The organism is Bacillus bingmayongensis, from assembly GCF_000299035.1.
Classification (GTDB): Bacteria; Bacillota; Bacilli; order Bacillales; family Bacillaceae_G; genus Bacillus_A; species Bacillus_A bingmayongensis.
Genome location: NZ_JH921531.1, coordinates 1,879 through 14,806, shown reverse-complemented (window position 1 = coordinate 14,806; position 12,928 = coordinate 1,879). Strand labels below are relative to the sequence as shown.

Annotated in this window: 11 protein-coding genes and 4 pseudogenes; 9 read left to right on the top strand and 6 right to left on the bottom strand. The window is 37.8% G+C overall.

Annotation, left to right across the window (positions count from 1 at the left end):
* Window positions 1–197: 197 nt before the first annotated feature.
* Both Y7E_RS32435 and Y7E_RS0128590 read right to left on the bottom strand, forming a co-directional pair.
* Window positions 198–440, bottom strand: a pseudogene (locus tag Y7E_RS32435) (DDE-type integrase/transposase/recombinase); the annotation flags it as partial.
* A gap of 18 nt (window positions 441–458) precedes the next feature.
* Window positions 459–1,106 carry a poly-gamma-glutamate hydrolase family protein gene (locus Y7E_RS0128590; RefSeq protein ID WP_237741423.1) on the bottom strand — a complete coding sequence of 216 codons (648 nt, stop codon included), beginning with the start codon at window positions 1,104–1,106 and terminating at the stop codon, window positions 459–461.
* Between the two features lie 90 nt (window positions 1,107–1,196).
* Here Y7E_RS0128590 and Y7E_RS35125 point away from each other — a divergent pair.
* Window positions 1,197–1,292: pseudogene (locus Y7E_RS35125) on the top strand (IS6 family transposase); the annotation flags it as partial.
* A gap of 414 nt (window positions 1,293–1,706) precedes the next feature.
* On the opposite strand, the gene pdxR reads toward Y7E_RS35125, so the two are convergent.
* Complete coding sequence (gene pdxR, locus Y7E_RS0128585) at window positions 1,707–3,119, bottom strand: MocR-like pyridoxine biosynthesis transcription factor PdxR (protein WP_017154596.1); 1,413 nt, start codon at window positions 3,117–3,119, stop codon at window positions 1,707–1,709.
* Window positions 3,120–3,236: 117 nt separating this feature from the next.
* Between pdxR and Y7E_RS0128580 the strand changes: the two genes are divergently transcribed.
* From Y7E_RS0128580 to Y7E_RS0128565, 4 genes and pseudogenes are all read left to right on the top strand, one after another.
* Entirely contained in the window at window positions 3,237–4,196 is a 960-nt protein-coding gene (locus Y7E_RS0128580; protein ID WP_017154595.1) for a proline dehydrogenase family protein, read from the top strand.
* Window positions 4,193–5,140 carry a DMT family transporter gene (locus Y7E_RS0128575; RefSeq protein WP_017154594.1) on the top strand — a complete coding sequence of 316 codons (948 nt, stop codon included), beginning with the start codon at window positions 4,193–4,195 and terminating at the stop codon, window positions 5,138–5,140. The genes Y7E_RS0128580 and Y7E_RS0128575 overlap by 4 nt, the downstream gene beginning before the upstream one ends.
* A gap of 180 nt (window positions 5,141–5,320) precedes the next feature.
* Window positions 5,321–5,875: a recombinase family protein gene (locus tag Y7E_RS0128570; protein ID WP_017154593.1), complete on the top strand. Its 555-nt coding sequence runs from the start codon at window positions 5,321–5,323 to the stop codon at window positions 5,873–5,875.
* A gap of 24 nt (window positions 5,876–5,899) precedes the next feature.
* A pseudogene (locus Y7E_RS0128565) lies at window positions 5,900–6,409 on the top strand (DUF4158 domain-containing protein); the annotation flags it as partial.
* A 52-nt stretch (window positions 6,410–6,461) separates the two neighbouring features.
* Here the strand turns inward: Y7E_RS0128565 and Y7E_RS32430 are convergent.
* Window positions 6,462–7,148 (bottom strand): IS6 family transposase, encoded by a 687-nt coding sequence (locus Y7E_RS32430; RefSeq protein WP_017150226.1) that lies wholly within the window; start codon window positions 7,146–7,148, stop codon window positions 6,462–6,464.
* Between the two features lie 126 nt (window positions 7,149–7,274).
* On the opposite strand from Y7E_RS32430, the gene Y7E_RS0128560 reads away from it, so the two are divergent.
* Window positions 7,275–7,634: a winged helix-turn-helix transcriptional regulator gene (locus tag Y7E_RS0128560; protein WP_017154591.1), complete on the top strand. Its 360-nt coding sequence runs from the start codon at window positions 7,275–7,277 to the stop codon at window positions 7,632–7,634.
* Window positions 7,635–7,705: 71 nt separating this feature from the next.
* Here Y7E_RS0128560 and Y7E_RS0128555 read toward each other — a convergent pair whose 3' ends face one another.
* On the bottom strand, window positions 7,706–8,233 hold the full coding sequence (locus Y7E_RS0128555) for an NAD(P)H-dependent oxidoreductase (protein WP_017154590.1): 528 nt from the start codon (window positions 8,231–8,233) through the stop codon (window positions 7,706–7,708).
* Between the two features lie 231 nt (window positions 8,234–8,464).
* Between Y7E_RS0128555 and Y7E_RS0128550 the strand changes: the two genes are divergently transcribed.
* On the top strand, window positions 8,465–9,139 hold the full coding sequence (locus Y7E_RS0128550) for an IS6 family transposase (RefSeq protein ID WP_017154589.1): 675 nt from the start codon (window positions 8,465–8,467) through the stop codon (window positions 9,137–9,139).
* On the opposite strand, the pseudogene Y7E_RS30650 reads toward Y7E_RS0128550, so the two are convergent.
* Window positions 9,129–10,199, bottom strand: a pseudogene (locus Y7E_RS30650) (IS4 family transposase); the annotation flags it as partial. The gene Y7E_RS0128550 and the pseudogene Y7E_RS30650 overlap by 11 nt on opposite strands.
* Window positions 10,200–10,420: 221 nt before the next feature.
* Between Y7E_RS30650 and Y7E_RS0128540 the strand changes: the two are divergent.
* Together Y7E_RS0128540 and Y7E_RS32425 are read left to right on the top strand one after the other, a co-directional pair.
* Window positions 10,421–11,650, top strand: coding sequence for a serine hydrolase domain-containing protein (locus tag Y7E_RS0128540; protein WP_017154587.1), 1,230 nt, complete (start codon window positions 10,421–10,423; stop codon window positions 11,648–11,650).
* Window positions 11,651–12,048: 398 nt separating this feature from the next.
* Window positions 12,049–12,928, top strand: an 880-nt coding sequence (locus Y7E_RS32425; protein ID WP_422666725.1) for an IS4 family transposase, incomplete at its 3' end; no start/stop codon positions are given.

The window sequence follows — 12,928 nt, the reverse complement described above, 5'->3', positions numbered from 1 at the left end:
TTTGTTTTGTTAGCTTGATAGCGATGTGGTGCTACCCCAAGTAAGAAAGATAATACTTTTAGAACAAAAAAAAGAACCCTTACCATAAGGATTCTTTAAAGAAAACAACAAATTCCTAAACGTTCAAAATTCTTTTTTCGGTAATCTGAAATGAAGAGAAAGTTGTTACTCTATGTTTCTAACTAACATTTTTGCACCAGAACCAAATCAATTATATTACCTTTGGAATTTATCGTACGATAGAGATACAACCATTGCGATTTTACCTTGATATACGTTTCATCAACTCACCAAGAATCATTAACTTTCTTTAATTGACGACGTATCCGCTTGTTCAATTCAGAACCATAATGATGTATCCATCGTATAATGATCGTATGAGGGATAGATTGTCCCTGCTCTTCCATCATTTCTACGAAATTACAAAAGCTTAAATTGTACGGAAATCACTATCACTTTTACTCGGCTATTGCTGATCGAATAGCATTACTAAATTTCTCCATCTTAGAATTATCATTCTCAAGTTCAGTACGCAAAGCACCGGTGATCTCCAATTGTGCACCTTTTAAAGTTTTACCCCTATTTACGATATTCATCGGGTTGGTCCCCTTGAGATCGTCACGTATATCAGTACTGAAACCTGCGCTGGACAATTTTGCCTCAATCTTATCCTTTAATTCTTTATCAAGTCCGCCCATGTAAACTAGTTTTTCTGTTCCTTTCGCACCATGAATAGAAACAACTTTGTTCTTTTGTGCTGTCATTTCCAAAGCTATTGGGTCGTCATAATGGGTAGAAGTTAGATGCAAATCATTTTGCTTATCTTTATTAAAGTCGTCAAATATTTTAGCATTAAATATGTAGTAACTGTAATCACCTAGGGCAACTTTTTTTGCTATTTGGTCAGTTCCAGATTCGATTTCTCCACCGTGAATTGCTAGAATGATTGTATCAGAACTTGGTATATCTTGGGTTTCGATGGTATAATCTATACCTTCTTGGTAATGCGCCGACAATTCTTCAAAGTTATCGAATACATCTGATGCGGCTGAAGCTGTAGACACTGAGAATGCTGAAGCAGTGAACAAAGATGTCAGAGCTAACATGAATTTTTTCATTTCAATTCCCCTTTTTATTTGAACTCTCACTTGTATGATCCTGAATTCGGAAAATGAATACGTGGTCATCTCAAGTAAACAAATAACTCCTGGAGAGTCAATGGAACGTATATCAAGGTAAAATCGCAATGGATATATCTCTATGGTGAAGAACAAACCATTGATTTTTGTCTGTTGTGCAATTGCTTGTTTTTTAACCATAAATTCACTTATTTTTTATATAAGGATTAATACACACAAAAGTAATTATAACTTATTTTCGCATAATTTGCCATATTTATCCATCTATCGTTGTAACATAATTTCAATCATATGGTATTAGGGGTCGCCATACATGCCTATCAACTTAAGAAAAGTAAACACCCAAAAAACGAAAAAAGAGCTGCCTTCTCCAAATAACTAACTGTAGAAAAAGGAATTTTTCATTTTGGGGGTACTTCAAAATATTAGCTTGATGGCGATGGGGTCCCGCCCACATTTTAACAAAAATATACGCTAAGCAAATTTCGACATAAAAAGAGCCGATTTTTTTACTCTAAGAAAAAATCGGCTCTTTAATTTTGAGTTTAGAAGTTGGAAGTCTATTCGTTAAAAAGAGTATATACAAGGTATTGCCCTATGTAGCCTGCTCACGCCTTCCTTTATCTCTTCATTTGTTAAATGTCCATAACCCAAAATAATTCGGTTATGATGTTTTCCTTTTTCAATGGTGTGGTCTTCCACAGGATATACTTTCACTCCAAGTTGTTGGGTTTCCTCAAGTAATTCTTTTGTGAATTGAAACTGATTGAATTCAACAATCAGGTGTAACCCTGTAGAATAACCGAAAATATTGATCTTATTCGAGAATGTTGATTCTAATTGATGGATAAGGAAGTCTCTTCGATTTTTATAGATTTTCTTCATCTTCATAATATGCCGTTCTAAATAACCTTCAGCAATAAAACGAGCAAGGATAAGCTGATCTAAAGAAGGAGTATGTAAATCCGAAAACCATTTTAACCTACGACATTTTTCAATAAGGTGTGAGGGAAGAACTAAATACCCTATTCTAAGAGCCGGTGATAAGATTTTACTAAATGAACCAATATATAACACACGCTCTGGATCCAATCCCTGTAATGAACTTACAGGTGAGCCTTCATATCGAAACTCACTGTCATAATCATCCTCAACAAGATAACAATTTGTTTTTCTCGAGTAGTTAATTAATTGAACCCGTCGTTGAATCGGTAACGTTCCACCTAAAGGAAACTGATGGGAAGGAGTAATAAAGATGCACTTTGGATTTTTATTTAAAGGCAACAAAGATGTATCCATCCCATTATCATCAGCTGGTATAGGATAAAGAGAAGCTCCTGAAGTTTTAAAAATCGTTTGAATGTCATTGGTGATAGGATCTTCCATTAGCACTTCGTCACCAGTTGACAAAAGTAACTTAGAAACAAGTGTTAAAGCTTGGGTTGCACCGGAAGTAATCACCAATTGCTCTGGATGACAAAAAACCCCTCTTGTTTTTAGTAAATAGCGTGATAAAACCTCTCTTAATTCCGGACGCCCTTCGGGAATATCGTATCCAAACGTAGAAGGAGACGTTTCATTCCATATGGTGTGAGACAACCTTGCCCATGCCTTACGTGGAAATAAGTCCAATGCTGGTATCCCTGAACGAAAATTAATGATGTTACTTTCTTTGTTTGTTTTTTTGTACCAAGATAAAGAATCAAATAGAGGTGCTTTTTTATGTTTTTCTAAATATGTTCCTTCAGCAATAAATGTCCCTGAACCACGTCTAGCAACCAAAAAGCCTTCGGCAAATAGTTGATCATAAGCTTCTAAAATTACATTTCTAGACACTTTTAACTCAGAAGATAGTTCCCGTGTTGATGGCAGTTTTTCTCCTGATTGCAGCTCTCCATTTAAAATTCGTTCACGTATTTGTTGATAAACCTGCCGAATTAAAGATATATCTGATGACCGATCAATAGGTATCCAAAACATATATATTTTCCCTTCATTAAAAGTGGTACTGTTAAAGTTCGTATGAAATGGTACTAATACAAACCATTTTAGCATGATATAGTTGGATCAAACAGTTCTAAAGGAGATGAAAATGCGATGACAAATCAAGAATTTCAGGTGGCCCAGGCACTTAAATCGATTGCCCGAAATGAACATATCAAATCCTACATACAACAATCCCCTGAACTCCATACATTATTGTTACAAGCCGCAAAACGCTTTGTCACCGGAGAAATGAGGCATGAGGGGATGGAAGCGGCAAAAGGGCTGATCACAAAAGATTATCTTATTTCACTGGAATACATAGGGGAAAATACAAAGGATTTAGAGGAATGCCAAAATGCAAAAAATGAGTTTTTGGATCTTATTGAGGACATGGGTACTCTGTCCATGAAACAAACGGTATCGCTCGATTTATCACATATCGGGTTGTCCATAAATCCGGAAACGGCCTATATCCATTTAACGGAGTTGGCGGAGAGGGCAAAAATGCATGAAATTACACTCATGATAAGTGCGGAAGAATCATCTAAAACAGATGACATTCTTACCATCTATAAAAGAACAACTGAGCAATATCCAAATGTGGGAATCACACTGCAAGCCCACTTATATCGTTCTGATTATGATATTCAGGAACTGATACATTGTCCTGGAAAGATACGGATTGTTAAAGGGGCCTATCAAGAATCTTCCGATATTGCCATGCCTAGGTCAACTGACTTGAATCAACGGTATCTCCAACTTGTAGAACAATTGGTTGAAGCCAATCATCCTGTATCTATAGCGACGCATGATGAAGCCCTTATTCGGGAAATGGAGCGGCGTCAATATATGAACCATCCTCATGTGGAAGTTGAAATGCTTTATGGGATACGTCCCGATTTGTTGAAAACATTAAATAACAAAGGGTATAACGCTAGGGTGTACTTGACTTACGGGAAAGAGTGGTACTTGTATTTATGTCATCGGATAGCCGAACATCCGGAAAATTTATATCGTGCCGTGACGGATATAATCCATCCATCTGTAATAAAAGGGGATCAGAAATATTGAATAAATATTTAATCCCCCATTTAAAAATTGCTTTGGCTATGACTATTGTGGGAAGTTCAGTCGTAGTGGGTAAGTTAATTGGCCAAAGTTTTCCCGTATTCGTAGCATCCGAACTGCGATTTCTAATCGCAACCATTATTCTGGTTCCTTTACTAATAAAATTTGAAGGGATTCCTCCTATTGGTAAAAAGAATTTTCTCATCCTTTTTTTACAAGCATTATTTGGTGTGTTTTTGTTCAATATTTTTATGTTATATGGACTGAAATCAACTACAGCCATTGAAGGCGGAATCATTACAAGCATCATTCCGGCTGTCACCGGGGGGCTTGCTTTTCTTCTCCTCAAGGAAAAACTGACAAAACGCATCAATGTAGGAATTATGCTGGCCGTTTCAGGGACATTGGTAATCAATGTTTTCGGATCATTTTCAAACATGGAAGGCGGTTCTTCCCACGTATTCGGGAATTTGCTTATTTTCGGTGCTGTCATTGGTGAAGCCTTATTTATCATATTAGGGAAACGTGTCGCACAACAAGTGAGTCCTCTTGCCGTCTCAACGATTGTCAGCGCTTTTGGGGTGGTCTTATTTTTACCATTTTCCCTCTATGAGGGAAGCCGGTTCCAGTTTGAAACAGTATCCGTTTCGGAGTGGGGGCTGATACTGTATTTTGGGATTGTTGTGACGGTCATTGCTTTCATTTTGATGTACCAAGGTGTCTCAAAAGTTTCAGCAAGTACAACTGGCGTATTGACAAGCGTTTTGCCGATTAGCAGTATTGTTCTTTCTATCCTCATATTAGGTGAAGAAATATCTTTGATCCATCTTGTGGGAATAGGAATGATATTAATAGCCATTTGCTTGATTTCAAAACAACCGTCAGAGAATACACAAACTCAAAGTTTAGGAAAAGTTGAGAGAGATAAGGAAAAATTGTTGAGGTGAACATATTAAGTCGCGTTATTCAGTCTCAAAAACCTCGTTTTTGAGACTTTTTTATTTCTAAGAGATAGCCTTGAAAAATCGTGATAACTTCAGTCTCAAAACTTGTCTTAAAATCAAAATCTCATTATTCCTATATCTTACGAGTTATGCGACAATAAAAAAGAAAATGGAGGTGATATTTTGTTAATTGGATATGCTCGTGTATCAACAAGTGATCAGAATTTAGATTTGCAGAAGGATGCTCTTATACAAGCTGGATGCAAACGGATTTTTACTGATGTAGTAAGTGGATCTACCTCATCTCGCTCTGGATTAGATGAAGCTCTGGATTACGTACGCGAGGGCGATACATTAGTAGTTTGGAAATTAGATCGCTTAGGTCGTTCCCTCAAACACCTTATTGAAACTATCAATATATTAAATGAAGAAGGAATTGCCTTTCGAAGTCTTCAGGAAAATATGGATACTTCTACAAGTGGAGGGAAACTCATTTTTCACGTATTCGGAGCATTAGCTGAATTTGAGCGAGAAATGATTCAAGAACGTACACAAGCTGGATTGTCAGCCGCTCGTGCGCGTGGACGTCTGGGTGGAAGACCTAAAGTGATGGATACAACCCAGGTTTCTATGGCTAAATCTTTAATGCAGGATCCAAATTATTCTACTGAAGATATATGTAACACCTTAGGTGTTTCAAGAGCTACATTGTATCGATATCTGCAGAAAGCGAAATAACAAATACAAAGGGGATGACTTCTAATGTATGTGAGAGTAAGAGAACTTCTTACAACAGAAGAACGAAAACAATATATGCAAATCCCCTCTGATATAAGCGAATGGATATTAAGTACATACTTTTCTTTCAGTCAGCATGATCTCAAAATCATTAATCGCCATCGGAGGGACTATAATCGTCTAGGTTTTGCTATTCAATTAAGTGTTTTACGATATTCAGGATGGCCCTTATCTGATGTAGGAGATATTCCGAATGTCGTTTTAGAATTTGTAGCTACACAAATTGGTGTAAATACAGAAGATTGGGGACTCTATGCTCAACGAGACGCTACACGATATGAACATATAGAAGAGATTCGAAAAGAATACGGTTTTCGTAACTTTACAATTGCTGACTATCGAAAGTTATCTAAATTTCTTCAACCACATGCATTAAATAATGGAAATACAACATATCTCATTGAAATAGCATTGCAAGAACTCCGTACTTGGAAGATTATACTTCCTTCGATGACAATTATAGAACGAGCGGTTCTGTTGCGAAGTTTTGTTAAGGTTAAGTGGTGCCAACAAAAAGTTGTACATTTTATGCGATTGTTAGTAGCTCCTGTAATTCATTGTATGTCGAAAAACCGAAGTCTGAGCCAAGACTTCGGTTTCGTTTATATAAAGCATGAATGGTTTCGATGCCTTTCAAGGTACGGGAAGCGTGGCGAAGATTTTGAAATCCTGCGGATTTGGAAAAACGTCGCTTCACATGTCTATGGTCCTGTTCAATGAGATTGTTCAAATGCTTGATTGTACAATGAGTTGTATTTATATAAAAGCCTTGTTCTCTTAATTTGTTAAATGCGCAAAGTAATGCTGGTGCTTTGTCTGTAGTGAGAACCGCTGGTTCTCCAAACGTTTTGACCAATCTTTTCATAAAGGCATAGGCAGCCTGATGATCCCGTTTTTTACGAAGTTGAATATCCAATGTGTGCCCGTCTTTATCAATTGCACGATATAAATAACACCATTTTCCTTTGACTTTTATATAGGTTTCATCTAGTTTCCAAGATAATTGAACGTTTTTATTTTTCTTCTTCCAAATTTGATAGATAAGATTTCCATATTCATGAACCCAGCGCATGATGGTTGTTGGGTGAACCGAAACACCACGCTCTTTCAAGATTTCAGATACATCACGATAGCTTAAAGAAAAACGACAATAGTAGCCGACGGCTACCAAAATAATATCCTTTTTAAACTGTTTTCCTTTAAAATACCCCATATATCATTCTCCTGCTCACACTTTTTCTACAGGTTATCTCAGTTTAGAAATCTTTGCAACAGAACCTAATTTACTATAAAGTATTCATATTGATAGGATATTCTTATCAGAAGGAGAGTGGGGATTGTGAGAGAAACTTGTGTTCCGACTGGCGTAGAACTAAAAAACACTGGTTTTGGATATACGTTATCCTTAATAGGTGGTAAATATAAAATGATTATTTTGTATTGGTTGTCTGAAAATAAGGTTATGAGGTTCAATGAGCTGAAGCGATGTATTGGGACTATTTCCTTTAAAACACTAAGTGTTATGTTAAAAGAACTTGAGGAAGATGGTCTTATTATACGTAAAGAATTTCCCCAAATACCTCCAAAAGTTGAATATTCATTATCTAAACGTGGTTGTTCACTTATTCCATTGTTAGATATGATGTGCGAGTGGGGAGAGAAAAATAGTTTTCAAGCTCTAGAAGATGTAAAAAAATAGGCATAGTGTAAAAGGAAGTACCTTCTTGTTTAGAAGGTACTTCTTATTTTAATTTTTATAAAAGTTACCTATTACATATTATCAATGAAATTTAGATAATCTTGGGTACTTTTTTCTATTTCACTTACAGATGGCTCAAATTCTGCTCCATAAAACGCAAAGAACGAACGATAGTCTGCTTTACAATAGATGGCTGTCGTCTCAAACGGACACAACACTTGTTCAAGGGTATAATGGTATCTTCCAGCTTCACTATAATCCACATTTTTGATCCCGGCAGATACACCTAAAGCAATTTTACGATTCTTTAATTTATCTCCTTTTGAACCATAAGCCCATTCATAAAGGAAAACATCATCCAGCCACTTTTTTAAGAGAGGAGGACAGTTGAACCAATATACAGGAAATTGGAAAACAAGGTTCCCGTGAGTTTCAACCAATTTTTGTTCTTTTTCCACATCTATGTTCTCATCAGGATAAACCTTATGCAATTCGTGCACAGTATATTTTTCTGGATATTTTTTTAATTCTTCTACCCATCGCTTATTAACAACAGATGTTTCTAAACTTGGGTGTGTTACGATAACAAGAGTTTTCAATGTTTCTTCCTCCTTAGGCTGATTTCATTTTTATTGTAAAGTTCAAGCTGAAAATATGTAAGTACGCACTTTTATTACAGGTACTTACATAAAGGTAAGTACCTGTAATTTGCAGTCTTTTTTTATTGTGCCAAATGACCGATAAACTGCTGAAAGGGAAAGAAGGGTTCTGTTGCAAAGATTTCTAAACTGAGATAACCTGTAGAAAAAGTGTGAGCAGGAGAATGATATATGGGGTATTTTAAAGGAAAACAGTTTAAAAAGGATGTTATTTTGGTAGCCGTTGGCTACTATTGTCGTTTTTCTTTAAGTTATCGCGATGTATCTGAAATTCTCAAAGAACGTGGTATTTCTATTCATCCAACAACTATCATGCGCTGGGTTCATAAATATGGAAATCTTATCTATCACATTTGGAAAAAGAAAAACAAAAACACATTGTTATCTTGGCGTTTGGATGAAACCTATATCAAGGTGAAAGAGAAATGGTGTTATTTATATCGAGCAATTGATAAAGAGGGACAAACACTTGATATTCAACTTCGTCAAAAGCGGGACACACAAGCAGCATATGCTTTTATGAAAAGACTTGTTCGATCTTTTGGAGAACCAACGGTTCTGACGACAGATAAGACCCCTTCTTTAGCTTCCGCATTCAAAAAATTAAAGGAGATAGGTCTTTACAAAAATACCTTTCATCGTACAATCAAGTACCTCAATAATATCATTGAGCAAGATCACCGACATGTGAAACGTCGATTCTCCCGTTCTTTAGGATTTCAAAGTCTTCGCCATGCCTCACGTACTATTAAAGGTATAGAAACTGTTCATGCTATATACAAACAAAAACGAAGTCTTCAACCAAACTTCGTTTTTTCGACGTATAACGCATTACATGAATTATGAATAGTTTCATAAAACTGGTCCACAATATTCCCCATCTTTTTATATGGATATGTTCCGTTGGAACATTTTCTGTAGAAAGATTCGTAATATACACGTTGATCCCACTCAATCGTTTACTTCGTTCTTTGTAAGTAATACCTTTCTTCTTCTCTTTTTTGGCTTGTTCCTTCAACCTTTTCTCTGTTTGTTCTTTTGTTAATCGATGAATAATAACACGAGCTGGTAATTTTTGATACTGTCCAATGTATGCCTCTGAAATCTCCATTGTTTGGCCAGGGGACAATTGATTCATGAGTTCTTCCATATCTAACTGAATATAGAGTGTCCCTTTCTTGACGGTCCCATTTTGAAAATACTCTGGCTTATCATTCTTACGATAGATTCGAGAATTTAATTTCAAACGTGAGACATAATAAGCTCCTTTATCATCGATCTTCTGTAAGTCATGTAGGTCGAAATAGCCTAAATCTCTTATATACAAGTCTTTGGGTCGAATGGTTTGTAGGCTTGTTGAACCAAAGGTTTTATCATTTTCTCTTCCTTCTCCTACATAAACGTGCAGGAACTTCCCACTCAATAGGTCATACTCTAATTGAATTTTGACTCCTGCCGTATGGCTACTTCCACCTGAACCTTGATACTGTGAAGAAAACTTATCTGGAAGCTGAAATGTTGTAGAATCTAGAATCCGAATGTGTTTAAAGCTCGTGGTATATTGATGAATTATTTCTTTTGTTGAATGAATTCTTTGAGTTAGAAGATTAGCTAGAACTTGTTCTAGCAACTGTACTGCGGAAGCATTAAATCGTTTGTTAAGTCCTTCAGGGCTGATAAGAACACCCGTAGATACTTCAAGATGGCTACATAATTGTGTGAGTGATGTACTTGCAACCTGTTGGCTAAGCCATACACATAAAGCAACTAACTCCTTTGCTTGATATTTACTCTTTCGCTGAACGAATCCTTTTTCTTTAGCTAGGTGTTCTAGAACATGAGGAGACATATGTCGTTGTAATTCTTCGGCAATCGGTTGAAGTTCGTCAAGAATCAAAAGACCCATAAAAAAACGCCATCCTTTCTGTATATTTCTACAAAAAGAATAACGTTTTCTGTGAATTATGGATATAAATTTATCTTAGGTTGATAGTGATGTATGGTGACCCCATATACATAAATACATTTTGTCGAAATTATTAAAAAGGGGAATTTTTCTATTTGAAGAACTAATAATTGATTGCCAATATGTATTAGAAATCTCAATCTAAACTAAAGGAGAACAAAATGGGACAAAACAATAAAGGCTTTTCTGAAACAGGATTGCGCAAAATGCGCAATGTACTGGCGCAGCATGTAGATTCTGGAAAGATTCCTGGGCTCGTCGCCTTAGTCAGCCGAAACGGCGAGACGCACGTCGAAGCGTTTGGAACAATGAGGCATGATGGTGGCGCACCAATGCGTCGGGACACGATCTTTCGATTGGCGTCCACTAGCAAGCCGATCGCAGTTTCACCGGTAATGGTTCTGCTCGACGAGTGCAAACTGCATTTGGACGACCCAGTAGACAAATGGCTGCCCGAACTCGCCGACCGGCAGGTGTTGAAACGGCCCGATGGTCCGCTGGAAGAGACCGTCCCAGCACGGCGTCCTATCACTGTACGAGACCTGTTGACCTCCACATTCGGGCTCGGAGTGGATCTCACGTTGATGGGTTCTCCGATCATGAACGCGTTCTTCGAGAGTGGGATATTCGACACGCCAGGGCAGGATATGCCCGATCCAGATGAGTTTATGTGTCGCCTAGGTGCACTTCCGCTAAGCTACCAGCCCGGAGAGCGGTGGCAGTATCATATCAGTATTGAAGTGCTCGGCGTGCTTGTTGCCAGGGTCACGGGTCAGACATTCGAGTCGTTCCTGCGCGAACGCATCTTCGATCCACTGGGAATGAAGGACACTGGCTTCTACGTGCCTGAGCTCAAGATTGACCGGCTTCCACCTGCCTTCAACCCCGATCCGCAGACAGGTGAGTTCATCGTGTGGGATGAGGGTGCAGGCGGACGTTACAGCAAACCTCCAGCATTCCAAGCAGGCGGTGGTGGGCTGCTCGCAACCGTCGACGATTATCACGCGTATTTGCAGATGCTGTTGAACAAAGGGATGCACGGAACCAAACGGATCCTGTCCCGACCTGCAGTCCAGCTGATGACCACCAACCGTCTTACTCCTGAACAACAAGTATACCGAGACGATTTGGCCAAAAACAACGTCCATTTGTCGTTTGGACAAGGGATACAAGGCGGCTGGGGCTTTGGGATGGCAGTGCGTACCTATCTTGGAGACTACGCGTCTATCGGTCAATTCGGCTGGGATGGCGGAACCGGCACTGCAGCTTACGCTGATCCAGACAAACAGTTTACTGGAATCCTGTTCACCCAGGTTGGGATGTCCACTCCGGACCCATCGCATCTTATCCAAGACTTCTGGACCACGGTCTACCAAGCAATCGAAGACTGAAACCGAACTTAGGTATTGTTTAAAGGAAAACGCCAAGACGGATGCATAATCATAGGCTTGGCGTATATTTTTTAATGTTATATTATTATTTGCATATATATCCATCTATTTTGAGGATGATGCCCTCAACTATCCGAGAAAAACTGCTTTTATTAATAGATATTAGGGGTCCTGCCCATGCCCATCAAGCTAAGAAATACAAATACCTCCAAAACGAGAAAATTGACATCTTTATGTGAAAATGTACATTTTTTTGTTTTGGGGTGTTATAAAATTCTTAAGTTGATGGACATGGGGTCACACCACATCGCTATCAAGCTAACAAAACAAAATACCCCCTAAAATGAAAAAATACGCTATTCTTTCTGTAGAATCATAGGAAAGGATGGCGTTTTTGTATGTCTATTTCTGTAGCTGATGAATTACAACTATTTGCTCAAGAAATTCAAAACTTCTTATCTCCCAATATTTTACGAGATTTTGCTAGAGAGGTTGGTTTTGTACAACGAACCAGTAAGTACCAAGCAAAAGATTTAGTCGCTTTATGTGTATGGATGAGCCAAAATGTCGCTACAACTTCTTTAACTCAGTTATCTAGTCGTTTAGAAGCATCGACAGAAGTACTCATCAGTCCCGAGGGACTGAATCAACGATTTAATAAAGCGGCCGTTCAACTTTTACAACACGTATTAGCTGAACTATTAAACCAAAAATTGGCCTCATCTATGCCGCTTTCTTCTCCATATACTTCTGTTTTCAAACGTATTCGTATTTTAGATTCAACCGCATTTCAACTCCCAGATTCTTTTTCATTTGTTTATCCAGGTGCAGGAGGATGTAGCCATACAGCGGGGATAAAGATTCAACTTGAGTATGATTTATTAAGTGGAAAGTTCCTTCATATTCATACAGGTCCAGGTAAACAACATGATCGAACCTACGGTTCCCTGTGTGTCCCAACTGTAACAGCGAATGATTTATGTATCCGAGATTTAGGTTATTTTCATTTGAAAGATCTTCAACATATACAAGATAAAAAGGCTTATTATATCTCACGTATCAAATCGAATACACGTATTTATCAAAAAAATCCTAACCCTGATTATTTTCAAGATGGCAGAATCAAGAAAGGTACAGAGTATATCCAGATAGATATGGAGGTTTTAATGAATTCTCTTCAACCAGGACAAACATGTGAAATATCCAACGCTTATGTAGGAATGACTGATAAAGTCTCAACTCGTGTGATTGTTCATCGACTAACCAAAAAACAACAAC